20 protein-coding genes and 1 pseudogene are annotated in these 26,394 nt (G+C 63.2%); 14 read left to right on the forward strand and 7 right to left on the reverse strand.

Annotated elements, in window-relative coordinates:
• Nucleotides 1-62: 62 nt before the first annotated feature.
• Together R9B85_RS24770 and R9B85_RS24775 are read right to left on the reverse strand one after the other, a co-directional pair.
• Entirely contained in the window at nt 63-2,678 is a 2,616-nt protein-coding gene (locus R9B85_RS24770; protein ID WP_423770678.1) for a cellulase family glycosylhydrolase, read from the reverse strand.
• 5 nt (nt 2,679-2,683) lie between these two features.
• Nucleotides 2,684-4,210 carry an O-antigen ligase family protein gene (locus R9B85_RS24775; RefSeq protein WP_112253956.1) on the reverse strand — a complete coding sequence of 509 codons (1,527 nt, stop codon included), beginning with the start codon at nt 4,208-4,210 and terminating at the stop codon, nt 2,684-2,686.
• 358 nt (nt 4,211-4,568) lie between these two features.
• Here R9B85_RS24775 and R9B85_RS24780 point away from each other — a divergent pair, with 358 nt between their 5' ends.
• The 9 genes from R9B85_RS24780 to R9B85_RS24820 all read left to right on the forward strand — a co-directional run bounded on the left by R9B85_RS24780 (nt 4,569) and on the right by R9B85_RS24820 (nt 14,518).
• A complete protein-coding gene (locus R9B85_RS24780) occupies nt 4,569-6,035 on the forward strand; it encodes an FAD-dependent oxidoreductase (RefSeq protein WP_215520908.1) in 1,467 nt (488 codons plus the stop codon).
• 55 nt (nt 6,036-6,090) lie between these two features.
• Nucleotides 6,091-7,047, forward strand: coding sequence for a glycosyltransferase family 2 protein (locus tag R9B85_RS24785; protein ID WP_215520907.1), 957 nt, complete (start codon nt 6,091-6,093; stop codon nt 7,045-7,047).
• A gap of 8 nt (nt 7,048-7,055) precedes the next feature.
• Complete coding sequence (locus R9B85_RS24790; RefSeq protein WP_112253960.1) at nt 7,056-7,580, forward strand: serine O-acetyltransferase; 525 nt, start codon at nt 7,056-7,058, stop codon at nt 7,578-7,580.
• Between the two features lie 5 nt (nt 7,581-7,585).
• Complete coding sequence (locus tag R9B85_RS24795) at nt 7,586-8,563, forward strand: glycosyltransferase family 2 protein (RefSeq protein WP_423770679.1); 978 nt, start codon at nt 7,586-7,588, stop codon at nt 8,561-8,563.
• Nucleotides 8,564-8,718: 155 nt separating this feature from the next.
• Entirely contained in the window at nt 8,719-9,723 is a 1,005-nt protein-coding gene (locus R9B85_RS24800) for a VirK/YbjX family protein (RefSeq protein ID WP_207878080.1), read from the forward strand.
• A 60-nt stretch (nt 9,724-9,783) separates the two neighbouring features.
• Entirely contained in the window at nt 9,784-10,986 is a 1,203-nt protein-coding gene (locus tag R9B85_RS24805) for a glycosyltransferase (protein ID WP_112253963.1), read from the forward strand.
• Complete coding sequence (locus R9B85_RS24810) at nt 10,983-12,170, forward strand: glycosyltransferase family 2 protein (protein WP_112253964.1); 1,188 nt, start codon at nt 10,983-10,985, stop codon at nt 12,168-12,170. The genes R9B85_RS24805 and R9B85_RS24810 overlap by 4 nt, the downstream gene beginning before the upstream one ends.
• The gene (locus R9B85_RS24815; RefSeq protein ID WP_112253965.1) at nt 12,170-12,922 is read left to right on the forward strand and encodes a WecB/TagA/CpsF family glycosyltransferase; all 753 of its coding nucleotides are present in this window, start codon (nt 12,170-12,172) and stop codon (nt 12,920-12,922) included. Before R9B85_RS24810 ends, R9B85_RS24815 begins: the two co-directional genes overlap by 1 nt.
• Before the next feature lie 174 nt (nt 12,923-13,096).
• Nucleotides 13,097-14,518: an undecaprenyl-phosphate glucose phosphotransferase gene (locus tag R9B85_RS24820; protein ID WP_423770680.1), complete on the forward strand. Its 1,422-nt coding sequence runs from the start codon at nt 13,097-13,099 to the stop codon at nt 14,516-14,518.
• Between the two features lie 333 nt (nt 14,519-14,851).
• On the opposite strand, the gene R9B85_RS24825 is transcribed toward R9B85_RS24820, so the two are convergent.
• Nucleotides 14,852-15,793, reverse strand: coding sequence for a LysR substrate-binding domain-containing protein (locus tag R9B85_RS24825; RefSeq protein WP_207878077.1), 942 nt, complete (start codon nt 15,791-15,793; stop codon nt 14,852-14,854).
• 146 nt (nt 15,794-15,939) lie between these two features.
• Between R9B85_RS24825 and R9B85_RS24830 the strand changes: the two genes are divergently transcribed.
• Entirely contained in the window at nt 15,940-17,316 is a 1,377-nt protein-coding gene (locus R9B85_RS24830) for an L-serine ammonia-lyase (protein ID WP_423770681.1), read from the forward strand.
• 138 nt (nt 17,317-17,454) lie between these two features.
• On the opposite strand, the gene R9B85_RS24835 is transcribed toward R9B85_RS24830, so the two are convergent.
• Nucleotides 17,455-18,132, reverse strand: a complete 678-nt coding sequence (locus tag R9B85_RS24835) for a DUF3313 domain-containing protein (protein WP_112253969.1) — start codon at nt 18,130-18,132, stop codon at nt 17,455-17,457.
• Nucleotides 18,133-18,340: 208 nt separating this feature from the next.
• On the opposite strand from R9B85_RS24835, the pseudogene R9B85_RS24840 reads away from it, so the two are divergent.
• Together R9B85_RS24840 and R9B85_RS24845 are read left to right on the forward strand one after the other, a co-directional pair.
• A pseudogene (locus tag R9B85_RS24840) lies at nt 18,341-18,702 on the forward strand (type II toxin-antitoxin system RelE/ParE family toxin); the annotation flags it as partial.
• A complete protein-coding gene (locus R9B85_RS24845; RefSeq protein ID WP_181457410.1) occupies nt 18,694-19,011 on the forward strand; it encodes a helix-turn-helix domain-containing protein in 318 nt (105 codons plus the stop codon). The pseudogene R9B85_RS24840 and the gene R9B85_RS24845, both read left to right, overlap by 9 nt.
• Nucleotides 19,012-19,111: 100 nt before the next feature.
• Here the strand turns inward: R9B85_RS24845 and R9B85_RS24850 are convergent, their stop codons facing one another.
• The 3 genes from R9B85_RS24850 to R9B85_RS24860 all read right to left on the reverse strand — a co-directional run bounded on the left by R9B85_RS24850 (nt 19,112) and on the right by R9B85_RS24860 (nt 23,007).
• A complete protein-coding gene (locus R9B85_RS24850; RefSeq protein WP_112253970.1) occupies nt 19,112-20,407 on the reverse strand; it encodes an NAD(P)/FAD-dependent oxidoreductase in 1,296 nt (431 codons plus the stop codon).
• 13 nt (nt 20,408-20,420) lie between these two features.
• The gene (locus R9B85_RS24855) at nt 20,421-21,509 is read right to left on the reverse strand and encodes a polyamine ABC transporter substrate-binding protein (protein WP_112253971.1); all 1,089 of its coding nucleotides are present in this window, start codon (nt 21,507-21,509) and stop codon (nt 20,421-20,423) included.
• 139 nt (nt 21,510-21,648) lie between these two features.
• Nucleotides 21,649-23,007, reverse strand: a complete 1,359-nt coding sequence (locus tag R9B85_RS24860; RefSeq protein ID WP_112253972.1) for a glutamine synthetase family protein — start codon at nt 23,005-23,007, stop codon at nt 21,649-21,651.
• Between the two features lie 183 nt (nt 23,008-23,190).
• Between R9B85_RS24860 and R9B85_RS24865 the strand changes: the two genes are divergently transcribed.
• The gene (locus R9B85_RS24865) at nt 23,191-24,090 is read left to right on the forward strand and encodes a helix-turn-helix domain-containing protein (RefSeq protein ID WP_423770682.1); all 900 of its coding nucleotides are present in this window, start codon (nt 23,191-23,193) and stop codon (nt 24,088-24,090) included.
• 285 nt (nt 24,091-24,375) lie between these two features.
• Entirely contained in the window at nt 24,376-26,286 is a 1,911-nt protein-coding gene (locus tag R9B85_RS24870) for a hypothetical protein (protein ID WP_423770683.1), read from the forward strand.
• Nucleotides 26,287-26,394 lie beyond the last annotated feature (108 nt).

Genomic DNA, 26,394 nt, shown 5'->3' on the forward strand with positions numbered 1-26,394 from the left:
TGCTGTTGTACAGCCGCGCTTTTCAGCTACAGGTCTGTTGTGAGGGTAGATGGCCACATACCCTATTTCAAGAACAGCCAGTTGGACATGTACTTGCCGTCGAACGTGATGCTGTAGCGCCCCTCCTGGTAAGCCATCGGCAACGGTTTCAACTGTGCCTGTGCATCCCGGGCGAACAGTTTCAGGCCAGCAGGCGCCTTGATGCTCAAGGTGCCGGCAAGCGGTTCGACGTTGAACGGTGTCTTGGCATCGGCCTTGGGCACGGCACGGGTACCTAGCGACAGCAGCAGTTCGCGCGACTGGCCCAGGGGGTTGCCGTCCAGGCTTTGCACCACGACGCTGGCGTACGGCGTTTTTGCTTGCACCTGAATGGCGCCCAGGCTGATCGAGTGACCTCCCAGCCATCCGGTGGCGGCCTGGGTCAGCGGTGTGTCGATGGTATAGATGCCCTGTTGCCAGTTGCGCTTGAGTTCGCCGGTGTCGCTGACCGCTTCCGTGGCGTCGGCCGGCAGCAAGGACTGCCCCGGGTCCTGCAGTACCTGCGCACCGGCAGGGATGGCGGCGGGTTTGAGCCAGGGCAACTCCGGTGTCTGTGGCAGGGCGATCTGCAGTTGGCCCTTTTCCATGGCCGTGCGCAGCAGCGGTGAATTGCGCGGGGTGATCTCCTGGTTGTACAGGGTGGCGGGTGTCGGCGCGAACACGTAGCGGGTGGTGGCGGGCTTCACGTCCGCACGGCGATAGAGCAGGGCGGCAGCGGGCAACGTGGCGATCATCGCCGGGTCGTTGTACGCGTGCCAGTTATCCGCCGTGCGCCAACCTGGGTTGAAGGCCTGCTGGCTGTAGGCGTATTGCAGCATGGCGTCCCAGCCCTGATGGGCAGCGGTGCCGGCCACGTACAGTGGCAGCGAGTGGCGGTCGGGCAGCGGGAAGGGTTCGGCGTTCCACTCGCTGACGGTCAGCGGCTTGCCAACTACCTGGGCGGCGGCGAGCCAGTCGATCAGGCCGTCGCTGGTCAGCGGGTTCTTCTCCAGTTGGCCATTGGCACCGTAGCCATGGGCGTCGATGACATCGCCTGTGGTCAGTGCCGGCAGCGCGCTCAGGCCATTGCCGCCCCAGGTACTGGTGGTGGCGATCGGCACTTTCACGCCGAGGCGGCGCAGGTGGGCGATCATGTCGGCGTCGAAGCGCTGCTCCAGGTCGTTGAGGAACAGCTTCGAGGGGCCATGCTCCCAGGCGCGCCAGGTAAGGTCGGTGGGCAGGTCATAGTGTTTGGCGAAGGCTTTGGCCGCTTCCATGTAACGCTCGCTGTGGTGCGGCACATCCTTGTTCGGCATCAGGGCATTACCATAATGCTGGGTGAGGTCGTTCTCATTGGTGAGCAGCACAGCAGCGATGGCCGGGTCGTCCTTGTAGGCCAGGCCGGTGTATTCGTTCACATGGGTCAGGTACTGCTCGGCAAAGCGCTTCATCGCCTGTTGGATACTGCGGTTCATATAGGCGTAACCCTTCAGGTCGACATGGTTCTCGCCCTTGGCCAGTTCCTCGAAGTCATCGATGTTGTCTTTGGCAGTAAGCGCCCGCTGCACGTGCAGGTCCAGCCAGATATAGATGCCCTCGTCCTTGAGCGCCTTGATCCACAGGTCGAGCTTGCGCAGCGATTCGGCACTGAGCTGCTGGGTATCGCGCACCAGGGTGCCGTCGCCAAACACGTTCGGGCTGACCCAGGGCGAGTCGTGGTGATGCAGACGCACCAGGTTGAAACCCAGTGCCGACAGGCGTTTGGCCTGTTGACGGATTTCTTCGTCGGGGCTCTTGAACAACGAATAGGCGGACAGGTTGGTGCCCCAGAAGCGCACCGGGGTGTTGTTTTCGAACATCAACTGCTCGCCGACAGCCTTGACGAAACCATGCTTGCCGGCAGGCTTTTGCGCAGCGTTGAGGAACGACAGGTCCACTGGCGAGGTGCGCCAGTCCAGTTGGTCGTCGGGCCAACCGGCGGGGTCGGCCAGGCCGAAGCGTTCGCTGGGCGTGGGCCCCAGGTCGATGTCGCCGGTAACGTTCAGCACCGCCTTGATCTGCTGCCGGCCGGCGTTGATAGGGTCGCTGTAGATGAACGCACGCAGTTCGGACGGGTTGCCGCGCTCGAAATACATCCTGGCCAGCGGTGGCTCGAAGCGCATTTCGATGCGCCGGCCCTGGTCAGCCTTGCCCCATGACCAGCCACGGTTGCCGGGCAGCAGCTGCGGGGCGCCCATGTCTCCGGCAATTTGCGCAGGGTCGAACTCGAAGACCATGCCGCCGCCCATCACCCCGGCCTGGCGGCTATGAGCGTCGACGTCGAAAGCCCAGCTCAGGGTTTGCGCCTGCTCCTTGCGGATATCCGCCGCCAGGTCGAAGTCCAGTTCCTTGTTCTTTCCCTGCAGCGTGTAGTGGTAGGGGCCATTGACCTTGAACGTGGTGGAGAAACCGGTCCAGCTCCAGTTGGCCGCCCAGAAGTCGAACTTGGCTTTCATCATCGGCCCACCACCGCGGGTCACCAAGGGCAGGCCGTTCTGTTCATCGACACTGACTTGCCACGTCGATGCCCAGCCGGTGAGCGGTAGCAAGGCCAGGCCGGCCATGGCCGAAACCTGCAGCAGGGTCTGAAAACCCCGGCTGCGCAGGGGTAGCAGGCTCATAAGGGTCACCTTGGTTGAAGGCCGGGGTTGGCCAGCGCGATGGCCTCGCTGTCATGCAGCCTGCGGGCCATCTGGATGTAGGCCACGCCCAGCCCGGCGACAGTCCAGTACACCACCGGGATGAAGGTGATGCTGCTGACGGTGAAGATGATCACCAGGATGCCGATCAGTGTCGCCAGCAATGCCCGGCCGAGCTGGCGTCGCTCGTCGTCCTTGTCGGGGAAACTGCGCATGGCCTTGCGGATACCGTGCAGTACGGTGACGAAGAACGCCACGAACAGGCCAAGCCCGACCAGCCCGACCCGTAGTGCCAGGTTGATATAGGTGTTGACGATGTCGATGATGCCTTCACCCTGGATCATCGATTGCATTTCCGGGGTGTTGCGAAAGTCGAACGAGCCGAACAGCGGATTGCGCTGAATGACGATCCACGAGTTGTCCATCAGCTGTTTGCGGTAGGTGATGTTCTCTTTCTCGAGGTTGCCAATGAACGGCAGCATGTCCAGCACCTTGTCGCCACCGGGCACGATGGTAAGCAAGGGCAGGGCCAGCATGCCGGCCACAGCGAGCAGCGCCAGGCGCCTGACCGCACCTCTGCCCAAGGCGATGAACACCACCACGATGACCACGGCGCCGATCCACGGGCCACGGGACAGTGGCGCGAACAGCCCGGCGGCCAGCAGCAGGGCGCCCATCGCACGCTGCAGGGGGCGGCGCACATAACCCTGGACAAACAGGAACAGGCCGATGGCCACGCTCATCACATAGCCCAGGGCAATCGCCTGCCCGGTGGTGACGCTGGCGCGCAGCGAACCGCCACGGCTCAGGTAGCCGGACATGCTCCACGGCACGCCCATGGCGTCGACCATGGCACTGTACAGCAGCCAGTGGCGCACGTACTCGGCCACGCCGATCAGGGCCAGGACGAAGGAGGCAAGCACGAAGGCCAGCAGGGTGTCCTTGAAGTCGCTGATCTGGCGCAGGCCACGGCTGGCCACGTAATACGGCAGGAGCACGTCGACATACAGGTACAGTGTCTGGCGCAGGGTGTCTGTCACGGTGGTTTCGCGCAGGTATAGCACGCTCATCAGCAGCAGGCCGGCTGCCAACAGCCTGTCCGGCCAGGTGCGGCCGAAGCGCAGGGTGTCGCCTTGCCGGCGCAGGGCCAGTGCCGCCGGCAACAGCACGCACAGGGTCAGCAGGCGGATATGGTTGAGGTCGACCAGGTAATTGACCACGCCAAACCCGGGCACCTGCACCGAAGCCGGCGGGATCAGGAACAGCAGCATGTAGAACAACGCCATGGGGTTGTGCTCGCGGCGCCCGGCGATGTACAGGATGACGGCGCCAGCCCCCAGGTACAGCCAGAAACTGTGCGAAAAGAAGGCCAGCAGGGTAAGCAGGAACCACAGATTGCGCCGGCGCTTGAAATCGCTCAGTGGGATCAGGTCGGTGGCAGGCCGCCGCGCCAGCAGGAAGACCACGCTCGCCAGAAACAGGATGACGATCAACGCACGAAAATGTTCAGGCATTGGCTATGTGCACCTTTGCGTCGGTGGGCAACGGCTAGCATCGTGGCTGATTGAAACTATAGTGACCTTTTAGCCAATCAGTAGAGATTGACGTCATGCCGTCGATTGATGACTGGCTGCAATGCGGCTAGCCGGGTGAATCTTTCAAAGATGCAGGTCACTGGATCATGGGGAAGCTTACTTTTTGTACTGCGCAGTTGGGTCGTAGAGGGTTTCTCCAGAGTTGTGTCCTGCTGGGCGTTGGCGGTGTGGTGTTCGCTGCTACGCCAGCCGTCGCCCGCCAACCTGCCGGCGGGCCCGGGTTCGTGGTGATCAACGGCTGGGTGTTGCCGTCCCGCTACTTTCGGGACAAACAGCCATGATCAAGGACTATCAGCAGCAGAAGGCCCTGCGCGACAGTTACGATGTCTGCATCATTGGTGCTGGCCCCGCGGGCATCATCCTGGGGCTGCGCCTGGCCGCCGCCGGCTGGAGCGTCCTGCTAGCCGAAGGTGGCGGGCGCGAATACTCGGCGAACTCGCAAGCCTTGTACGCCTGTGCATCCACTGGCCTGGAGCTGTACGCCGGGGAAGCCCGCCTGCGTTACCTGGGCGGCACATCCAACCATTGGGCAGGCCGTTGCCGGCCATTCAGCCCCTCCGACTTCGCCGTTCCCCCCATTGGCGGGTTGCCTGGCTGGCCCATTCCTTATTCGGAGATCGCAGGCTACTTGCCTGCTGCCATGGAAATCGTCGACCTGCCCCCCGGGGCGGATTTTCACGCACTGAATGCCGGCCTCGACGGCGGAGACTTCGAGCCCGACCGCTTTCTGCTCAGCCCGCCAACGCGTTTTGCGCAAAAGTACGCCACGGCCCTGGAGCAGACCCCAGGCCTGGACGTATTCATCAATTGCAATTGCGTGAACCTGGAGTTCGACCAGTCTTCCGGCCACCTGGCCGCAGTCGTACTCTCCGATTACGCATGCAATCGCCAGCGCCTGGCTGCAAGAAACTTCGTGCTGGCCACCGGTGCAATCGAGAATGCCCGGCAACTGCTCAACAGCGAGTCGTTGCTGGCGGCGGGGATCGTGAGCAAGGGCGGGCTGGTCGGCGGGTGTTTCATGGAGCATCTGAACATTGATCTTGGCACCTTCATCCTCAGGTCGGGGTTGGCCCCGGAACCGCGCGAGTACTACACCTCCGATGCCTTCGTTGACGAATACAAGGCAGGCAAGGGCAACGTCAGGGCCGCCTTGCTGGCCGATGTGCAAACCTATGGTCGTACTGCCGAGGTGAAACACTTTCTGGAGAACCTGGCTTGCGACATGGGAGTAGCCAGCAAGATTGCCTTCGTGGCCAGGTTCAGTTGCCCCGGTGACGGCGTCATCAGCACCATGATCGAGCAGTTCCCCAACCTGCACAGCCGCATTTCGCTGCTGGACGAGAAGGACGCGCTGGGCGTGGCCAAGGTCAATGTCAACTGGGCCCTGAGCGCTGATGACCGGCACACCGTCAAGTGCATTGGCAGCGAACTGGCCAAGCAGTGGGCTGACATGAACCTTGGCTTCATCAAGCTCAATGACTTCGTTTACGACACTTCGATACCGCTGAGGTTGTCGCCACATGCTCACCACATGGGTACCACGCGCATGGCGTCGTCGGCGCAGTTCGGTGTCGTGGATACCAACTGCAGGGTATTCGGCACCGAAAACCTTTATGTCGCCGGCAGCAGCATCTTTGCCACCGGCGGTGCTTCCAACCCGACCATGCCGCTGCTGCAGTTTGCGTTACGCCTGGCCGACCACCTCGATGCCAGGATGAACGCGGCCAGGGAAGCCGTGGCGTGACGAATGTTGTGCTGATACTGCAAAGGCGTGGGGCTTTCTTCGAGGGACAGCAACAATGGCTAGCAAACCTGTGGACGTCATGGTGGTCAACTTCAACACGGCCGGGCTGCTGCAGCCGATGTTCGATGCGCTGCGCCTTGCCGACAGCGAGCGGCTGGCCAGCTACCTGGTGGTGGACAATGCCTCGGTGGATGACTCGCTACAGCGCATGGCCGAGGTGTGCCCGCAAGCGCTGCTGCTGAGCAACAGGCAGAACGTGGGGTTCGGCCGGGCAAACAACCAGTTGCTGGCGCACTTGAAGGGCAAGTACGCCTTGCTGCTGAACACCGACGCCTTCGTCGCCGCCGATTCCTTGCAGAAAACCCTCGACTACATGGAAGCCCACCCGGAGTGCGGGGTGCTGGGGGTACGCCTGGAGGGCCGCGACGGCGACTTGCAGCCCAGTTGCCGCTACTTCCCTACACCGCTCAACGTGTTCGTCGGGCGTACCGGGCTGGGGCGCTTCTTCCCGGGCCTGAAGATGGTCGACGAAATGAACTGGGACCACGCTTCGGTCCGCGAGTGCGACTGGCTGCCTGGCTGCTTCTACCTGGTGCGCCGCGAAGTGCTCGACCAGGTGGGCCTGTTCGACCCGCGCTACTTTCTTTATTACGAGGAGGTCGACCACTGCAAGCGGGTGAAGGCGGCCGGCTGGAAAGTGGTGTTCTACCCGCACACCACGGTGGTGCACATCGGTGGGGAAAGCTCCAGATCGGTGGCCGAACTGGAGGCGGCCAGCCGGCAGATCTCCTCCTATCAGATCGAAAGCGAGCTACTGTACTTCCGCAAGCATCACGGGCTGGCGGGGCTTGCCCTGCACATGTTGCTGGTCACCTTGGGCGACCTGGTGCTGGCACTCAAGGCGCTGTTGAAACGACGCGGCCGGGGCGCGATACAGGCCTGCTGGCGTCACTGCCGGGCGACCTGGTCTCTGTTGTTCAAGACCCGGTACGCCAGCCAACCGACAAGGTAGGTGGAGCCATGTTCGAGAATGTACGTGCCGACCTGCGTGCCCATGGTGGTGACTGGGGCGCCCAGGGTTTCTGGGTACTGCTGGTGTACCGCTTCGGCCGCTGGCGCTATGGGGTGCGCCCGGCACTGCTGCGCAAGCTGTTGTCGCTCATCTACAAGGTGCTGTTCAAGTTCGTGCAGATCATCACGGGTGTGGAGCTGCCGTGCGAAGTGGTGATCGGCCGCAACTTCGTGATCGACCATTTTGGCGGCATCGTCATCAGCGGCTATGCCCGTTTTGGCGATGACTGCCGCATCCGCAACGGCGTGGTGGTGGGCCTGAAGAACGTCAACGAGCCGATTGCGCCGGTGTTCGGCAACAACGTCGATATCGGCACCGGGGCCAAGGTGCTGGGTAGCATCCGTATCGGCAACGACGTGATCATCGGCGCCAACGCCGTGGTGCTGGTAGATGTGCCAGACAACTCGCTGGCGGTAGGGGTGCCGGCCATCATAAAGGCCAGGCAACCGGCCGCCACGGTGCCCGTCGAGTGAAACCCATGGCGAGCGGGATCGGTGTGGTGGTGATTGGCCGCAACGAAGGCCAGCGCCTGGAGCGTTGCCTGCGTTCGCTGCTGCAGGGGGCGGACAAGGTCATGTACGTCGACTCGGGCTCCAGCGATGGCTCACCGCATTTGGCCCGCAGCCTGGGGGTAGAGGTGCTGGCACTGGGAATGGACACTCCGTTCACTGCCGCACGCGCGCGCAACGAAGGCTTTTTCGCCTTGCAGCGGCAGCTGCCCTCGATGCAGCTGGTGCAATTCGTCGATGGCGATTGCGAGGTGGATGGCGGCTGGCTGGCCGCGGCTAAGGCGTTTCTCGACGACCATCCCGATGTGGCAGTGGTGTGTGGCCGCCGCCGCGAGCGCTTCCCCCAGCGGTCGGTGTACAACCTGTTGTGCGAGCTGGAGTGGGACACCCCCATCGGCGAGGCCAAGGCGTGCGGTGGCGATGCCCTGATGCGGGTAGACGCCTTTGTCGCCGTCGGTGGCTTTCGCCCCGAGCTTATCGCCGGAGAAGAGCCCGAACTGTGCGTGCGCCTGCGGGCAAAGGGCTGGAAGGTCTGGCGCCTGGACGCCGAGATGACCCTGCACGATGCCGCCATGACCCGTTTCAGCCAATGGTGGCGGCGTAGCCTGCGCGCTGGCCATGCCTATGCCGAAGGGGCCTACCTGCATGGTCGGCCACCCGAGCGGCACTGGCTGCGCGAATCGCGCCGGGCCTGGCTGTGGGGCCTGGGCATCCCCGTGGTGGTCGTGCTGGCCTTCCTTTTGCTGGGGGGCTGGGGCCTGCTGTTGCTGCTGGTGTACCCGCTGCAGGCTGCACGCCTTGCTCGCCGCGGTGGCAAGTCGGTGCGGGAGAACTGGCTACAGGCGGTGTTTCTGGTATTGGGCAAGTTCCCGGAAATGCTCGGGCAACTGAAGTTCTTGCGCCACCGCATCGCGGCCGGCAAACCGACGTTGATCGAGTACAAGTGACAAGGACTCCGCTTACCCTGTGGGAGCGGCTTTAGCCGCGAAGAATCCAACGAGGTGCATGGCACCGGCTGCGCCGGTGTTCGCGGCTAAAGCCGCTCCCACAGGGCCCCTGCTAATTCAATGAGTTATGTGCAGTTCTAGTGAGAAAGAGGCCCATGATGCTCGGCACGATCGTGAAAAGCGTGTTTACCTTGCAACCGGGTTACTCGTTGCGGGCGCTGAACAACAAGTACAAGTTGACGCTGCAGATTGCCAGGCAATGGCCTGAACTGAATGCGTTCCTGCAGCGCATGACGGCGGCGCTGGGCCAGCAAGGTTTGCAGCGCCTGGGGGTGGATTGCATCGGTGTCGTGCAGTGGCCGTACCTCAGCAAATGCTGGGAAGCCCCGCAGCGCCTGGAGGTGCTGGCTTCGCACTTCGAGGTGCTGGCCGGGCAGTTTCCGGCGCTGTTGCTGCTGGGGCGGGACGAAAGCCTGACGCTGTGCGAGCTGTCCGGCTATTCGCCGGGCTGCCGCCTGGTCCTGGACCGGCCGATCTGGTTCAAGCGCGAAGGCGAGTTGGTGTTGAACCTGTTCCAGACTGACCTGCGCGTGGCTTCCCTGGCGTTCAGCCTGTGCCGCAGCCAGGGCGAGCTGTGCCTGTTCATCGGTGCAGTGCAGGGCATCCACAAGGGGATCGACAGCGAAACCTCCCTGGCCATCTACCGCGACCTGACCAAGGACTTCGAAGGGCTGCGCCCGCGCAGCCTGTTGCTCGAGGCATTGAAGTGCCTGGCCAGGACCTTGGGCGTGGCGCACCTGTATGCCGTAACTGATGCCTGCCGCCACCATCGGCACGCGTATTTTGGCAACCAAAAAGGTCAGGACCTGGCGGCCAATTACGACGTGATCTGGCTGGAGCACGGCGCTATCGCATCGAACCATGCTGACTTCCTGGCCCTTCCGCTCGCTGCGGCACAGCGGGCGGAACAGGACATCCCGGCGAAGAAACGGGCGATGTACCGCCGCCGCCAGGCGTTGCTCGACCACGTTTTTGCCCGCTTGCAGGCGGCGTTGCCAGGCAGCGGTCACAACCTTGGACTACAAGAGGAACAGGGGGATGCACCTGACGAGCCGGCATCGGCGGCGCGCCGGCCGCCGGTAGTCGGCAACCTTGAGTAACGGCCGGCCCTGCAGTGGCAGATCTGCAGGTTCATCACGCGGGTCTTGATCTGGATTCCTATGCGCATTGCCTACTTCATAAACCAGTACCCGAAGGTCAGCCACAGTTTCATCCGCCGCGAGATCCTGGCGCTGGAGCGCCAGGGGGTAGAGGTGCAGCGCATTGCCCTGCGCGGGTGGGACGCCGAATTGCAGGATGCCGAGGATGCGAACGAACGGGCCAGGACCCGCTATGTGCTGCAGCGTGGCATCAAGGGTTTGCTGGCACCGGCCTGGCGAGTACTGCGCGCGCAGCCGCGCCGGTTTTTCCGGGCGCTGTGGCTGGCCCTGCGCCTTGGCAGGCGGGCCGACCGGGCCTGGCCGTACCACCTGGTGTACCTGGCCGAGGCCTGCCAGGTGCTGCAATGGTTGCAGGCGGGTGAGGCAAGACATGTGCATGCGCATTTCGGCACCAATTCCACCGAGGTGGTGATGCTGGCCAACGTGCTCGGCGGGCCAGCCTACAGCTTTACCGTGCATGGGCCGGAAGAGTTCGACAAGCCGCAGTTCCTGCACCTGGGCGAGAAAGTGCGGCGTGCCGCATTTGTCGCGGCGGTCAGCTCGTACGGGCGCAGCCAGTTGTATCGCTGGGTGGCACACGACCATTGGGCAAAGGTGAAGGTGGTGCATTGCGGCCTCGAGCGCAGTTTCCATGAGGTGGCGTCGGTCGGCGTGCCCATGGCGCCGCGCCTGGTGTGCGTCGGCCGCCTTTGCGAACAGAAAGGCCAGCTGCTGTTGCTCGAGGCCGCGCGGGTACTGGCCGACCGGTCGATAGCCTTCGAGCTGGTGCTGGCTGGCGATGGTGAGATGCGTGGGCAGATCGAGGCGTTGATTGCACGGCATGGCTTGCAGCAGCAGGTGCGCATCACCGGCTGGATCAGCAGCGCACAGGTGCGCGAAGAAATCCTTGCGGCGCGTGCGCTGGTGCTGCCCAGCTTTGCCGAGGGTTTGCCGGTGGTGATCATGGAGGCCATGGCGTTGCGCAGGCCAGTGCTGAGCACCTATGTGGCAGGCATTCCCGAGCTGGTGCGGCCGGGCGAGAACGGCTGGTTGTTCCCTGCCGGCGAGGTGGACGAGCTGGTGGCGACCATGGCCGACTGCCTGGCGCAACCTGCCGAGGCGCTGCAGCGGATGGGCGAGGCGGCTCGCCGGCGTGTGCTGCAACGGCATGACATCGATACCGAAGCGGCCAGGTTGGCCAGCTATTTCAAGGCATCCGCATGATGAGTGTGTTGGCTTGGTTACTGGGCATGCTGGCGACCATCGTCCTGTTGCCGGTGCTGCTGCTGTTGGTGCAGGTACTCATGGCCTGCTTGCCTGCACGCGTGCAGCCGATGGGCAAGAACGCTCGTCCGCAAGTGGCAGTGCTGGTGCCAGCCCATGACGAGGCTTCGATGATTGGTGCCACGCTGGCAAGCATTGCCCCGCAGTTGCGGCCTGGCGACCGCTTGCTGGTGGTGGCGGACAACTGCACTGACGACACCGCGCGACTGGCGCGCGAGGCGGGTGCCGAAGTGGTGGAGCGCCACGCTACGCGGTTGCGCGGCAAGGGCTACGCCCTGGACTTTGGCGTGCACCATCTGGCCAGTCAGCCGCCCGAGGTGGTGATCGTGGTGGATGCCGACTGCCAGGTGGGCGAGGGGGCAATCGAGCGCCTGGCGCGGCGCTACTGTGAGGTCGCTCGCCCGGTGCAGGCACTGTACCTGATGCACGCACCGGCGGGGGCCGGGCTGGCAGTGCAGGTTGCCCAGTTCGCCTGGCGGGTCAAGAACCTGGTGCGCCCGCGTGGTTGGGCACGGCTGGGCCTGCCTTGCCAGTTGATGGGCGCAGGCATGGCGTTCGGCTGGCGTGACCTGGCCTTGATCGACCTGGCCAACGGGCACCTGGTGGAGGATGTGAAGCTGGGCCTGGACCTGTGCCAGCAGGGCAAGCCGCCAGTGTTCTGCCCCGAAGCGGTGGTCAGCAGCCGGTTCCCTGCCAGCCAGCAAGGCCTGGGCAGCCAGCGCACCCGCTGGGAGCATGGGCACCTTAGCCTGATGCTGGCCGATGCGCCCAGGCGTGCCCTGACGGCAATCACCCAGCGTAACGGCAGCTTGCTGGCCATGACCCTTGACCTGCTGGTGCCGCCGCTGGCGTTGCTGGTACTGGCCTTGCTCGGGCTCAACCTGGTGGCCTGGCTGGCATACCTGCTGGTCGGCCTGGCGGCACCTGCCTGGATCGCCCTTTGTGCGCTGGCATTGCTCGGCCTTGCCGTCGCACTGGCCTGGGCGCGCTTCTGTCGCGAACTGATCCCGTTCTCCGTGCTGCTGTACGCGCCGTTTTATGCGGTAAGGAAGGTCCCGTTGTATCTGGGGTTCCTGATCAAGCGCCAGGTTGAATGGGTACGTTCAAAACGGGATAAAGACTGATGGCTGAGTGGCGGAAACGCTGGAACACCATTGTCGGCAAGCTTGAAGTGGTGGCGGATGCCACTGCCGCGCAGCGCCTGCTGGACAGGCTGACCGCCACGCAGGCCGCGACCGTGCTGGGCTTCGTCAATGCCCATGCAATGAACCTGGTGGTTCGCGATGGCGCCTGCCATCAGGCATTGTCGGCGGCCGACGTACTACTGCGCGACGGCTCCGGTATGGCGATCCTGTATCGGCGACTGGGGCTTGAACCGGGGCTCAACATGAATGGCACCGACTTCATTCCTCGGCTCCTGGCTGCCTACCGTGGGCGGCGAGTCGCGTTCTGGGGCACCCGGCAACCTTATCTGGACCAGGCCGTGCAGCGTAGCGCAGCCATGTTCGGGGTGGTGCCGGTGTCGGTCCACGATGGCTTTGCCAGCGTCGATAGCTACCTGCAACTGGCCAGGGAGCTGCAGCCAGAACTGATCGTGCTGGGCATGGGCATGCCCAGGCAGGAAGTTGTGGCGGCAAGGCTGGCGGCCGCTGGCGTGCCATGCCTGATCGTGTGCGGCGGCGCGATCCTGGATTTTCTCGGCGGCAAGGTCAGCCGGGCGCCCGAGTGGTTGCGGCGGTTGGGTGGGGAGTGGCTGTATCGGCTGGCGCGCGAGCCGAAGCGTTTGTTCATGCGCTATGTGGTGGGCAACCCGTTGTTCCTGCTGCGTACCTTGCTGTACTGCCGCAACGGAGGGGCGGCTGGGCACACCGCATGAACGGCGGGGGCGGCGAGAACCGTGATTCCGGGGACACTGATGGCGGGTGGCTGCTACAGTGAGATCAATGGCCTGGGGTTGCACGATTCCGCTTCACGGGCTTTGCATGAGCCGTTGTCAAGTCTTGCTGGTTGCTGGAAGGCACTTGCTGCGCGCACATTGATGAGGTCTGAAATGGTCTTAGAGCCCAGAAGCAGTCGTTCCGTGCTGCAGAGAAGAAGCAGCGTAAGTAACGCCATTCAGGCCGGCCTCGATGGAATTGCAGTCACCGGTATTGCCTGGTATCTGATCTACGACCAGTTTGGCTACATCACTTCCGATTACGTGATCATGCTGCTGTTGCTGGTTGGCGCACTGGCAGTCATCTACGATCATTATGCGATCTACCGTACCAACGTAGGGCTTTCCATCAAGGCTTTTCGGCTGTTCAAGGCCTGGTCGGCAACCTTCTGCTTCCTGGTGGTCATGGCCTTCCTGGCCAAACAGAGCGAAACCTATTCGCGTCTGCTGGTCGTGCAGTTGTTCATCATCGGCTACATCGCCCAGTTGTTCCTGCACTTTGCCGTGCGTGAATTGCAAAAGCGCTTTACCGCGCATGCCCGCCTGGACAACGCCCTGATCATCGGCGCCGGTGACCTGGCCAACTTCCTGTACCAGAAAATCAGCAACAATCCCTGGTTCGGCGAGCGTGTGCTGGGTTGCGTGCTGGTCGACAATGCCGATGAGCCGGGGCGCGAGAGCGCCGAAGGCAAGCAGCGCATGCCGGTGCTCGGTCACATTGCCGCGCTCGACGATATCGTGGCCCGCCACGGCATCCGCACGGTGTACCTGGTGACCCCGCTGGGCGGTTCCGAGGTTATCAACGACGTGTATTTCAAGTTGCTCGACAAGTGCATTGCGGTGAACTGGGTGCCGGATATCTTCTCGTTGCGCCTGATCAACCACAGCGTGCGGGAAATTGCCGGCATCCCTGTGCTGACCTTGTCGGAAACACCGCTGACGGGCATGAGCCTGTTCCTGAAGAACCTCGAAGACAGGGTGTTGGCGGCGCTGATCCTGCTGCTGGCATCGCCGGTGTTGCTGGCCGTTGCGCTGGCCATCAAGCTCGATAGCCGCGGCCCGGTGTTCTTCCGCCAGGAACGCACCGGCTGGACCGGGGAAGCGTTCCGCATCTGGAAGTTCAGGAGCATGCATATTCATCAGCCGGAAGATGGCGTGGTAAAGCAGGCGCAGAGGAATGACCCGCGGTTGACCCGAGTCGGCGCCTTTATCCGCCGCACCAGCCTGGACGAACTGCCGCAATTGTTCAATGTGCTGACCGGGGAAATGTCCCTGGTCGGGCCGCGGCCGCATGCGTTGCAGCATGACACGTTGTATTCCCAGGACATCGTCGATTACTTTGCCCGCCACAATATCAAGCCTGGCATGACCGGCCTGGCACAGGTGCGGGGGTTCAGGGGCGAGACCAGGGATATCGAGCAGATGATCCAGCGGGTGGACTCGGACATCGAGTACATCAACAACTGGTCGCTGTGGCTGGATTTCGTGATTCTGGTGCGTACGTTGAATGCGTTTACTGGCAAGCAGGCTTATTGAATCCAGTGCTGCGAGGCGCTTGCCGTGACAATTGTATTGCCTATGCGATCGAGCGCCGCCCGCGCGGCGCTTCGCGGGGCAAGCCCGCTCCCACATTTGTTGCAACGTGGCCATGCCTGTGGGAGAGGTGTTGCCCGCCTTGGTGCATGGCTTGAGGTAGGTTGGGCGCAGCAGCGCCAGCCGAGAAATTGAGTCAAGGCAACAAGGCTGGCAACCATGGCCTGACAGATTTGGCACGTTGCAACAAATGTGGGAGCGGGCTTGCCCCGCGAAGCGCCGCGCGGGCGGCGCTCGATCTTTGCCCCCCCCACAAGGCTCAAGGCATTCACTGATCTATACCTTGTTCAACGGGTGCAACTCCCTGAACCCCCGCGCTTCCTCCACCAGCCAGTCGTGCACCGCCCGCGCCCCCGGCTGGCTCAGCCCCCCCGGCGGGTAATGCACCACATAGCGCTTGTGATTGGCGATAGGCACCCCGAATGGCACGATCAGTGCGCCGCGCTCAAGCTCGTCGTTGAGCAGCGTGCGCCGGGCAATCGCCACGCCAATGCCGGCAATCGCCGCCTCGATGGTCAGGTGGTTGCGATTGAAGGTATGCCCACGCCGCACATCCAGGCCGGCGGCGCCGATGCCTTCCAGGTAGAACTCCCATTCGGCATATTCCGAACTGCCACGCCAGGCCGTGATGTCGTGCAGCAGCGGGTAGTGCGCAAGGTCTGCCGGCCCGTGCAGCGGCGGGCGCCCGCGCAGCAAGGTGGGGGAGCATACGGGGAAGATCTGCTCGTCCAGCAAAGGCGTCGAGAGCATGCCGGGGTAGCTGCCATCGTTCAGGTCGATGGCCAGGTCGAAATCGCCAGGGGTCAACGCCTGGGCACTGTCTTCGGCCACCAGGCGCAGCTCGATGTCCGGGTAGCGTTGTTGAAAGCGCGGCAGGCGCGGCGTGAGCCACTTGGCCAGGAACGACGGGATCGAGCGCAGGCGCAAGGTGCCACGGATTTCACCCGCGTCCAGGCGCAGCAGTTCGGCTTCGATGCTGCCGTAGGCTTCGGTCACCGTCTGCGCCAGGCGTTGCCCTTCGGCGCTCAGTTCCACACCCCGCGCCCGGCGCAGGAACAGCCGGTAGCCCAGGCGTTCCTCCAGCTGGCGCATCTGTTGGCTGACGGCGCCCGGGGTGATGTGCAGCTCTTCGGCACAGCGGGTGAAGGACAAGTGCCGGGCCGCACAGGCAAACACGTGTAGCCAGACGAACGTCTGGCCGTTGAGTTGTCGTCGCATCGTTTAGTACCACTAAAGCCTTGCTTAGGAAGTTTCGTTGGTCATCCATGAGTCAGCGCGGCAGTATCGCGCAAAATCGCAATACCGCTCAATTTCTCCAGATAACCGTGCTGCGGCTTCATACCCGGGTACGGTCAGGCATTAGCATGGCTATCAGTGTTTTCGACCTTTTCAAAATCGGCATCGGGCCGTCCAGTTCCCACACCGTCGGCCCGATGCGGGCGGCGGCTACCTTTGCCCAGGCCCTGCGTGAGCAGGGGCTGTTGGCCAGGGTAAGCCGTGTCGAGGTGCGGCTGTATGGGTCGCTGTCGGCCACCGGGGTTGGCCACGCCACCGATCGTGCCTGCCTGCTCGGCCTGATGGGGCAATGGCCGGACCGAATCGACCCGGCCACCATCGAGTCGCGCATCGGCCAGGTGACGCAGGAGCACTGCCTGATGCTCGATGGCAGCCACCCGCTGGCGTTCGAGTACAGCCGCGACATGCTGCTGCTCGACGAGAATCTGCCGTACCACCCCAATGCCATGAGCCTGGAAGCCATGGACGGGCAGGGCAGCCTGTTGCGCCAAACCTACTATTCGGTAGGCGGTGGCTTTATCGTCGAGCAAGCCGAGATCGATGCGCCAGCAGGCGAAGCGAACGCGGTGGTGCTGCCATACGAGTTCGATAGCGCTGCGCAGTTGCTGGCCTTGTGCAAGACCCATGGCCTGAGCGTGGCGCAACTGATGATGGCCAACGAATGTGCCTGGCGCCCGGAGGCCGAGGTACGCGAGGGGCTGCTGCGAATCTGGGGCGCCATGCGTGAGTGCGTCGACAATGGCCTGCGCAACGAAGGCATCCTGCCGGGCGGGTTGCACGTCAAGCGCCGTGCGGCGCGGCTGCATCGCAGCCTGCAGGAACTGGGCAAACCCAACGTGATCGGTTCCACCCTCAGTGCCATGGAGTGGGTCAACCTGTTCGCCCTGGCGGTGAATGAAGAGAACGCCGCCGGCGGGCGCATGGTCACGGCGCCTACCAATGGTGCGGCTGGCATCATCCCGGCTGTGCTGCATTACTACATGAAGTTCAACCCGGGCGCGTGCGACGCGGATGTGGTGGACTTCCTGCTGGCGGCAGCGGCGGTCGGCATACTGTGCAAGAAGAACGCGTCGATTTCCGGGGCCGAGGTTGGTTGCCAGGGCGAGGTGGGCTCGGCCTGTTCGATGGCCGCCGCCGGCCTGTCCCAGGTGCTGGGCGCCACGCCGCCGCAGCTGGAAAATGCCGCCGAGATCGCCTTGGAACATAACCTTGGGCTGACCTGCGACCCGGTTGGTGGCCTGGTGCAGGTGCCATGCATCGAGCGCAACGCGATTGCTGCGGTGAAAGCGATCAACGCCGTGCAGATGGCGTTGCGGGGGGATGGCGAGCACTTCATCTCGCTCGACCGGGTGATCCGCACCATGCGTGATACCGGGGCGGACATGCATGCCAACTACAAGGAGACCTCGCGCGGCGGCCTGGCCGTTGCCTTCGTCGAATGTTGACGCGGTCAACTGTAGGAGCGGCCTTGTGTCGCGAAAGGGCTGCGAAGCAGCCCCAGCGATTTTTCATCTTGAATAAGTGGATCGGGGGCCGCTGCGCGCCCCATCGCGACACAAGGCCGCTCCTACACCAGTGAGGCTTCAGCGGGCTTTCTGCTTCGCTTCCAGGAAACTCGCACGCATGTCCTTGGCCCAGCCGTCCAGCACCGGCTTGACGTCATTCAGAGTCAGTTTGGTGGTCTTGTTTTCCAGTTCCTGCCCCGTGCCCTTGCGCACCACCTGGGCCAGCACCTTCTGGCTGGCACCATCGAGGAACGCAGCCTCCACACCGACATCCACCTCCTGGTCACGGCCGCCCATGGCAGTGTTCACACCGGCCGAAATCAACGCGATCGGGATTACCTCATAGGGCTTGAGGCCCTCGTTGCTGGTGGACACCGCGGTAATGGCCGGGCGCACCACGATCACGCCCGGGCCGGGGCCTTTGGCCAGCGGTGCCACGCTGCCCATTTCCCGGCGTAGCGCTTCGTTGAAGTAGCGGGTGATGTCCTGCAGCGTCTGCGTCGAGATGACCTCCGTCGGCTGCGGCTTGGGGTAGAACTGGCTGGGCTCGATGAACACCTGGCTGTACTGGTTGACGTTGACCTTGGGGTCGATCCAGCGCATCACCGGGTCACCCGACGGGCTCTTGGTTTCTTGCAGCCGGCTGTAATCCTTGAGGAAGCCGGAGTAGTCCTTTGGGTCCACGCGGTTGCTGGAACAGGCGGCCACGGTAAGCAATGCGGCGCACAGCAGGGTAATGCGGGGCAATGATTTCATGATGAAGATGCATCCATGATAGGTCGGCCAGAACAACGCTAGCAGGTGCGCGACAGTTGGCCAGTGGGCTGGTTCAATCTGTAGTGGGAATTGGCTGCGGTAATATTCCCAGGCGCGCAAATTCCTACAGTGTCTTGGGACCTCGCTGGCTTTTCAACTACTACCGCCCTTGGAAAACTATGCCCGTTAAGGGTATGGTTGGGGTCCGGTGATGGAAATTTTCAAGCGCAAGGATTTCGCGCGTTGGCAAGCCGCTCACAGGCTCAGCGATGAAATGCTGTGTAAAGCAGTGGACGAGATGTGCAGGGGCTGGTCGATGCGAGTCTGGGTGGTGAATTGTTCAAAAAACGCGTGGCAGCGCCTGGTGCAGGCAAGCGCGGCGGTTATCGAACCCTTCTATCCGCCCGCATCGGCAATCGATGTGTTTTCTTGCACGGCTTTGCCAAAAGTGACAAGGCAAATATCACTTTGGAAGAACAGAAAGCGCTGCGATTCGCGGGCAAAGTCTTTCTGGATTTACCACCGCTAGCGCTCTGCCGAGCGTTGCAAGCGGGTGTGCTGATGGAGGTTGTTGTGAGCAGCAAACTGATTGAATCGTTACGCGAGGACCTTGTTGCCCTGCATGAGGCCGGATCGATCGGCAAGGTTACGCTTCGGGATTACGAAGCGTTGTGCCCTGCACCGGTCCGGGATTTCAGCGCGCTGGACATACGCTGTCTGCGCGAAACACTCAACTTCAGCCAGCCGGTCTTTGCGATGCATTTGCACACGAGCGCATCGACAGTGCGCAAATGGGAGCAGGGCGAGACGCGCCCGTCTGGACCGGCTTTGAAGTTGCTGAATCTCATTAAAAACAAAGGGTTGCAGGTTCTTCTTTAAGTGCTGTGTTTGGTTTGAAAATCTTTTTAAAACAGTGGATTACGGTGATTTTTGAAAAATCTCGTTTAACTTCCGATTCGCAGGCAAGATCGCTGACACCTCACCCCAGCACCTCCCGCAATCGATACCACAACATCCCCAGCGCCAGCAGTGGCGAGCGCAGTGCCTTGCCGCCGGGGAAGGTCAGGTGTGGCACGGCGCTGAACACGTCCAGCCCCTGGCTGTGGCCGAGCGCAATGCTTTCGGCCAGCAGTTTCGCCGTCCAGTGCGTCACGTTCAGCCCATGCCCGGAATAGCCCTGGGCATAGTACACATTGGGGTGCTGGCTGAGGCGCCCGACCTGAGGGAAGCGGTTGGCGGTGATGCCGATCATGCCGCCCCACTGGTAGTCGATACGTACGTTGGCCAGTTGCGGGAACACCTTCAATACCTTGGGCCGCATGTAGGCGGCAATGTCCTTGGGGTCGCGGCCGGAATAGTGGCAGGCGCCGCCGAACAGCAGGCGCCGGTCTGCCGTGAGGCGGTAGTAGTCCAGGCCGACCTTCTGGTCGCACAGGGCCATGTTCTGCGGGATCAGGCTGCTGGCCAATGCTTCGGGCAATGGCTCGGTGGCCACCACATAGCTGCCGGCCGGCAGCACCTTGCCGCTCAGGCGTGGTTCCAGTTCATCGAGGTGGGCGTTGCAGCCCAACACCAGGCTGTCTGCCCGCACCGTGCCACGGGCTGTGTGCAGGGTCACACGGGGGCCGTGCTCGATGCGCAGCACCGGGCTCTGCTCGAAGATGCGCACGCCCAGGCCGTGGGCGGCGCGGGCTTCGCCCTGGACCAGGTCAAGCGGGTGCAGATGGCCCGAGCCCATGTCCACCAGGCCGCCGGCGTATTGGTCGCTGGCGACGATTTCATGCAGCTGGCCGGCACTCACCAGACGGGTTTCGGGGCGATAACCGAGCGCAGCCAGGTCGTCCTGTTCGTCCTTGAAGGCAGCGAACTGCGCAGGGGTGTTGGCCAGTTCGCAGAAGCCCCAGCGCAGATCGCAGGCAATGCCGTACCGGGCGATGCGGCTGGCTACCAGCGCTACCGATTCGATGCCGGCCTGTTTCAGGTAGTGCACGCCGTCCTGGCCGACATGCCGGGCAAAGCCGCTGACGTCATGGCCTATACCGCGAATCAGCTGGCCGCCGTTGCGGCCGCTGGCGCCCCAGCCGATGCGGCGGCCTTCCAGCAGCACCACCGAAAGCCCGCGCTCGGCCAGTTCCAGGGCGGTATTGACCCCGGTCAGCCCGCCGCCGACAACGCATACATCGGCGGTCAGTTCGCCGTCCAGGCTGGGGTAGGGCGTCGCATCGCGTGCCGTGGCGGCATAGTACGAAGCGGTGTGTTGGGTAGTGAAAGACATGGGCGTTCTCGACTCAGCGGTTGGACTTGATCTTGCTCCAGGAGCGAGTCATGACGCGCATGATCTTAGGGCTCGGCGTGCTGGAGATGTACAGCTTGTCCAGGACGTCCTGGGGTGGGTAGATTTCGGGGTTGTTAACCAGCGACGTGTCCATGTAGGCCTGGGCATCCGGGTTGGCGTTGGCATAGCCGACCGTGGCGCTGACCTTGGCGATTACCTTGGGGTCGAGCAGGTAGTTGATGAACGCCAGAGCCTGTTCGGGGTTGTTGGCGTCCTTGGGGATGGCCAGCAGGTCGAACCACAGGTTGCTGCCTTCCTTGGGAATGCTGTAGGCGACTTTCACGCCGTTTTTCGCCTCCACGGCGCGGTTGGCGGCCTGGAACACGTCGCCGGAGTAGCCGAAGGCCACGCAGACATCGCCGTTGGCCAGGTCGGAAACGTACTTGGAGGAGTGGAAGTAGGTGATATAGGGGCGCAGTTCGAGCAGGCGGGCTTCGGCCTTGGCGTAGTCGGCCGGTTTTTCGCTGCGCGGGTCCATGCCCAGGTAGTTGAGCACGGCCGGGAACAGTTCATCGGGCGAGTCCATGAACGCCACGCCGCACTGCTTGAGCTTTTTCAGGTTCTCGGGCTCGAACAGCACCGCCCATGAATCGATATGGTCGACGCCAAGCGCCGCCTTGACCTTGTCGATGTTGTAGCCGATGCCGTTGGTGCCCCACAGATAGGGTACGGCGTACCGGTTGCCCGGGTCGTTCTGTTCAAGCTGCTTGAGCAGCTTGGGGTCCAGGTGCTGCCAATTGGGCAGCTTGCTGCGGTCCAGGGGCAGAAAGGCACCTGCCTGTGCCTGGCGTGCGAGGAAGTGGTTGGATGGCACTACCACGTCATAGCCGGTGCGCCCGGCCAGCAGCTTGCCTTCCAGGGTTTCGTTGGAGTCGAATACGTCATAGACCACCTTGATCCCGCTGCTGGCCTGGAAGTCGGCCACGGTGGTGTCACCGATATAGTCGGTCCAGTTGTACACGCTGACCGAGGGCGTGGCGTGGGTGGTGGTGGCGAACAGCAGGGTGAATGCGGCGGGGATCAGGGCTTGCAGATGACGCATGGGGACACCTCGTTGGTCTTGTTCTTCGAGTTCGGTGCAGGGGCTCGTGCCCTGTGGGAGCGGGTTTACCCGCGAATACGTCGTTGAATGCACCACAGCATTCGCGGGTAAACCCGCTCCCACAGGTACCGCGAAAAGATCAGACGCTCAGCATCAGGAATTCACGCTCCCACGAGCTGATCACGCGCTTGTAGTTCTCGTGCTCGGCGCGCTTGACCGCTACGTAACCTTGGACGAACTGCTTGCCCAGGTACTGCTGCACGGTTTCGCAGTCTTCCATGTGCTGCAGGGCGTCCTCGATGGTGATCGGCAGGCGCAGGTTGCGCCGCTCATAGGCACGGCCCTGCACCGGCGCACTGGGCTCGATGCGCTCGACCATGCCCAGATAGCCGCACAGCAGGCTGGCGGCGATGGCCAGGTACGGGTTGGCATCGGCGCCCGGCAGGCGGTTTTCCACACGCATCGCCTCGGGGCTGGAGGTGGGTACGCGCAGGCCGGCGGTGCGGTTCTCTTCACCCCACTCGACGTTCACCGGTGCCGAGGTGTCCGGCAGGAAGCGGCGGAACGAGTTGACGTTGGGCGCGAACATCGGCAGCAGCTTGGGGATGTACTTCTGCAACCCGCCGATGTGGTTCAGGAACAGCTGGCTCATGCTGCCGTCTTCATTGGCGAAGATCGGCTTGCCGGTGGCGATGTCGACCACGCTCTGGTGCAGGTGCATGGCACTGCCGGGCTCGTCGGTGATCGGCTTGGCCATGAAGGTGGCGGCCACGTTGTGCTTGAGCGCGGCTTCACGCATGGTGCGCTTGAACACGGTTATCTGGTCGGCCAGGTCCAGGGCGTCGCCATGGCGGAAATTGATCTCCATTTGCGCCGGGCCGTCTTCATGGATCAGCGTGTCCAGGTCCAGGCCCTGGATCTCGCACCAGTCGTAGACGTCTTCGAACAGCGGGTCGAACTCGTTGGCGGCATCGATCGAGAACGACTGGCGACCGCTTTCGGCACGGCCGGAACGCCCCAGCGGTACTTGCAGTGGCAAGTCCGGGTCTTCGCAGCGCTGGGTCAGGTAGAACTCCATCTCCGGTGCCACGATTGGCTGCCAGCCTTTGTCGGCATACAGCTTGAGCACTTTCTTCAGCACGTTGCGCGGCGACAGCTCGATGGGGTTGCCTTGCTTGTCGAAGGTGTCGTGGATCACGATCGCGGTCGGCTCGATCGCCCACGGGATCTGGTACACGGCGGCCGGGTCAGGGCGGCAGACCATGTCGATGTCGGCGGCATCGAGCAGGTTGTAGTAGATGTCATCGTCGACGTAGTCGCCGGTGACAGTCTGCAGCAGCACGCTCTCGGGCAGGCGCATGCCACGCTCGTGAAGAAACTTGGCGGTGGGTGCGATCTTGCCGCGGGCGATGCCGGTCAGGTCGCTGATCACGCATTCGACTTCGGTGATCCGGTGTTCTTTCAGCCAGGTGGACAGCTGATCGAAGGGGGCGTTCATACAGACCTCTTGGTTGGGTTTTAGTGTGGGAGCGAGCGTGCCGGCGCAAACCGTCATACGGTTTCGAAGGCGTCCCGCTTCCCAGGTGACGCGCTGGAGACTATCTTGGTCGCAGCCCGCAAGGCTGATCTATCCACTTTCTCCGGCAATGAATGCACCAAAAGAGTGCAACTAGGACCGAGCGTGACAACCGCCAATGCCCTGCAAGTCCAGGCTTTCCACACCACCGACGTTACCGAGCAAGTACGTGCCACCCCTGGCTGGCAGCAGCAGTACCGGCAGATGTCGCCCGGGCATTTCAGCGGTGAGCTGCGTTGCCTGGGGCTGGACGGGGTAGAGGTGTACGAGGAGCGGCTGAATACCCGGGTGGAGCAGTTTTTCCGTGCGCCGAGCGGTTCGCTGGCGTTCTGCTTCGACCGCAGCGAGAACAGCCTGTACCTGCTGAACGAACAGAGCCGCAATATCTGGATCACGCCGGAGAACTACCAGGAAGTGGCAGTTGTGTTCGACCAGGCCTTCCTGGCCCGCCATGGGCTTGACCCGCAGCGCCTGGAGGGGTTGTTCATGGTGCCGCTGGGCAGCGGGCAGAACGCGCTGTTCGGCAGCTGGCTGAGCGCAACGTTGACCCGCCTGGGCGAAGCCGATTGCCCGCTGCAGGGGCAGGCCCTGGCGGAGCAACTGCTGGAGGACTGCCTGTTCATCCTCGACAACGCCTGCCAGCGCCTGCAGGGCGTGGCGTTGGAGCGGCGTGACGAGGAACGGGCGATCATGCGCCGGGTGAGCGAGTGGGCGGCCGACTGCCCGGAGGAAACGCTTAACCTGGTGGAGCTGGCGGATGTTGCGGGGGTTACCCTGCGCCAGTTGCAGCAAGCCTTCAAGGCGTTTACCGGGATGCCGCCGGCGCACTGGTTGCGCCTGCGCCGGCTGAACGGTGCGCGGCGTGATCTGTTGCGTGGCGGTGGCGTGACCGTGGCCGAGGTGGCGATGCGCTGGTCGTTCTGGCATTTGGGAAGGTTTTCAGAGAGTTATCGGCAGTTGTTCAAGGAGTTTCCTAGTGAGACCTTGAAGCGGGGCAGGGGCTGAATCTGGTGGTGTAGCTGCCGGCCTCTTCGCGGGTGAACCCGCTCCCACAGGGACCTCATGATGCCTGGCCCTGAGGTAATCCTGTGGGAGCGGGCAAGCCCGCGAAGAGGCCGGCAGCTACACCACCAAGCTACACCGTTCCCACAGGACTACATCAGGGCCAGCTATTGTGAGGTCCCTGTGGGAGCGGGTTCACCCGCGAAGAGGCCGGCCCAGGCACTACACAACCCAGCAATCCACCGCGAAAATTGCTATCGTGCCGCCCTGATTCCACCCGAGGTGCCGATGTTCTACCTGCCTTTGCCCAGCGACCAGGCCGACCGCCTCGCCAGCGAGCCCACTACCGATTTCTTCACCACAGCCAGCGTCCTCGACGCCGCCGCAGTGCTGTTCGTGCAGAACCTGCCGCGCCAGCCCGCCACCGCCTCGGCGGATGCCCAGGAACGCCGCTTTGCCGAAATCGTGCGCATTGCCAACGAGGTCGAAAACGCTGCACCGGGGCGCTTCCAGGGCCAGGTAGCGCAGCACTTCGATCGCGAAGCCTTCGCCATGGGCCTGGGCATGCTGGGCGAAAACGGTATCGCACTGCTGTCGACCGAGGTGGCGTACCAGGCCGACGAGCTGCTGGATGCCGAGGGCCAGTGGAACTTCCAGTTCGCCGACAGCTACCGCCAGCGAGCAACCCCGCTGCACCCGGTGTTCCTGCCCTCCCTGGCCAGCGACCTGATGCTCAGCGACCAACAGAACCGTCTGCTGCGCGAATTTCTCAGTGGCATCGATGAGTCGGTGGCGGTTCAGGGCTTTGCCGGCACCGGCAAGACCTTCCTGATTCACCAGTTCGCCCGACTGCTCGAGCCGCAGCGCACGCTGTTGCTGGCCTTGACCGAAGGCCAGCTGCGCGCCTTGCAGGCGCGGGTCAAGGACGCCGCCGCCTATACCGCGCTGACCTTTGGCCAGCTGGCCGACGAGCTGCTCAACCGCGACCTCACCAGCAATGGCTGGCGCTTGCGCGACCCGTATCGCACCAAGCTGTCGTGGCGCCCGCAGGATGCGCAGGTGATACGTTGGCTGGCCATCCCCGACATCGGCCCACTCGCCGCGCGTGATGTGGTTGCCTTGTGCATCCGCGCAGTACGCACGTTCTGCCACAGTGCCGACACCCAGCTGCAATTGCACCACCTGCCATGGGCCGGGCCGGGAACCACTCCACTGGACCAGGAAGTGCTGCTGGAGAAGGCGCGCCTGTACTGGCAGGAGCTGATTCGCCCGTCGGCACGGGAAATCCAGTTGCCGGTGCGGGACTACCATCGGGTCAAACTGCTGTCGCTGACCGCTCATGTGATCGACAGCCGCTACACCCATGTCATCGTCGACGAGGCCCACGAGCTGTCGGCACCGATGCTTGCCGTGCTCGACCGCAGCCCGCAGTCGATCATTGCCCTGGGTGACGAGCTGCAGAACCTCAATGGCCTCAGCGCGCACCATGGCAGCTTCATCCGCCAGCGTTACATCGACCACTCACTGCGGGCCGGGCCGGCGATGGACAACGTGCTCAACCCGCTGATCCAGGCCCACCCGGCGTCGATCCAGGCAGCCTTCAGTGGCAGCGCCGAGCATTACACCCGGGTCAGCTTCTTCGATGCGGTGACGGTGCCGGAACAACCTACGGCGCTGATCGTCGACGATGAATGGGGCCTGTTTGGCTGGTTCCAGCGTCTGACCCACCAGGGCGTGCCGTTCGTGCTGCTGAAAAGCGCGCGCAAGGACTTCGAGTTGTTCGTCGAAGACTGCATCGAGTTGTACCGTCATGGCACCCGGCCGCGTCACCCGATGCTGTTCCGCTATGCCAGCTGGCAGGCGCTGGAGCAGGACAAGGGTGATGACAAGGCGTTCGTCGCGGTGGCCAACATGTTGCGCAAGGGCTACACGCCGGAGCACTTTGCCAAGGCCAAGAGCCGTTACCGTTGGGACAAGGCACCCAAGTTGTTCCTGGGGCGGGTGCGGGATGTGAAGAACATGGAGTTCGCCCGGGTGATGGTGTCGCCGGAGCTGATGGTAGCGCCGCAGGTGGCGGGCAACCGCAATGAACGGGCGCGGATGCTGGCGGGGTTGTATACCGCCTGTTCGCGGGCGCGGCATGAACTGATCGTGCCGGGGGGGATGCTGGACTGGGTCAAGGACCAGGTTCGGGATTGAGGCCGCTCGGGCTGCTTTTTCAGCCCTTCAAAGTCCTTGTGGGAGCGGGTTCACCCACGAACACCGGCGCAGCCGGTGCCGGGCACCGTGTCGCCTGATTCGCGGGTA

This window comes from Pseudomonas sp. NLJ1, assembly GCF_049486705.1.
GTDB classification, from domain to species: domain Bacteria; phylum Pseudomonadota; class Gammaproteobacteria; order Pseudomonadales; family Pseudomonadaceae; genus Aquipseudomonas; species Aquipseudomonas inefficax.

Excerpts from the sequence above, each read along its gene's own strand:
- R9B85_RS24780 (WP_215520908.1), top strand. The coding sequence starts at position 4,569 with ATGATCAAGGACTATCAGCAGCAGAAGGCCCTGCGCGACAGTTACGAT.
- R9B85_RS24835 (WP_112253969.1), bottom strand. The coding sequence starts at position 18,132 with ATGAAATCATTGCCCCGCATTACCCTGCTGTGCGCCGCATTGCTTACC.
- R9B85_RS24770 (WP_423770678.1), bottom strand. The coding sequence starts at position 2,678 with ATGAGCCTGCTACCCCTGCGCAGCCGGGGTTTTCAGACCCTGCTGCAG.
- R9B85_RS24815 (WP_112253965.1), top strand. The coding sequence starts at position 12,170 with ATGGCTGAGTGGCGGAAACGCTGGAACACCATTGTCGGCAAGCTTGAA.
- R9B85_RS24855 (WP_112253971.1), bottom strand. The coding sequence starts at position 21,509 with ATGCGTCATCTGCAAGCCCTGATCCCCGCCGCATTCACCCTGCTGTTC.
- R9B85_RS24850 (WP_112253970.1), bottom strand. The coding sequence starts at position 20,407 with ATGTCTTTCACTACCCAACACACCGCTTCGTACTATGCCGCCACGGCA.
- R9B85_RS24830 (WP_423770681.1), top strand. The coding sequence starts at position 15,940 with ATGGCTATCAGTGTTTTCGACCTTTTCAAAATCGGCATCGGGCCGTCC.
- R9B85_RS24800 (WP_207878080.1), top strand. The coding sequence starts at position 8,719 with ATGATGCTCGGCACGATCGTGAAAAGCGTGTTTACCTTGCAACCGGGT.
- R9B85_RS24810 (WP_112253964.1), top strand. The coding sequence starts at position 10,983 with ATGATGAGTGTGTTGGCTTGGTTACTGGGCATGCTGGCGACCATCGTC.
- R9B85_RS24820 (WP_423770680.1), top strand. The coding sequence starts at position 13,097 with ATGGTCTTAGAGCCCAGAAGCAGTCGTTCCGTGCTGCAGAGAAGAAGC.
- R9B85_RS24860 (WP_112253972.1), bottom strand. The coding sequence starts at position 23,007 with ATGAACGCCCCCTTCGATCAGCTGTCCACCTGGCTGAAAGAACACCGG.
- R9B85_RS24785 (WP_215520907.1), top strand. The coding sequence starts at position 6,091 with ATGGCTAGCAAACCTGTGGACGTCATGGTGGTCAACTTCAACACGGCC.
- R9B85_RS24795 (WP_423770679.1), top strand. The coding sequence starts at position 7,586 with ATGGCGAGCGGGATCGGTGTGGTGGTGATTGGCCGCAACGAAGGCCAG.
- R9B85_RS24825 (WP_207878077.1), bottom strand. The coding sequence starts at position 15,793 with ATGCGACGACAACTCAACGGCCAGACGTTCGTCTGGCTACACGTGTTT.
- R9B85_RS24775 (WP_112253956.1), bottom strand. The coding sequence starts at position 4,210 with ATGCCTGAACATTTTCGTGCGTTGATCGTCATCCTGTTTCTGGCGAGC.
- R9B85_RS24845 (WP_181457410.1), top strand. The coding sequence starts at position 18,694 with ATGGAGGTTGTTGTGAGCAGCAAACTGATTGAATCGTTACGCGAGGAC.
- R9B85_RS24805 (WP_112253963.1), top strand. The coding sequence starts at position 9,784 with ATGCGCATTGCCTACTTCATAAACCAGTACCCGAAGGTCAGCCACAGT.
- R9B85_RS24790 (WP_112253960.1), top strand. The coding sequence starts at position 7,056 with ATGTTCGAGAATGTACGTGCCGACCTGCGTGCCCATGGTGGTGACTGG.
- R9B85_RS24870 (WP_423770683.1), top strand. The coding sequence starts at position 24,376 with ATGTTCTACCTGCCTTTGCCCAGCGACCAGGCCGACCGCCTCGCCAGC.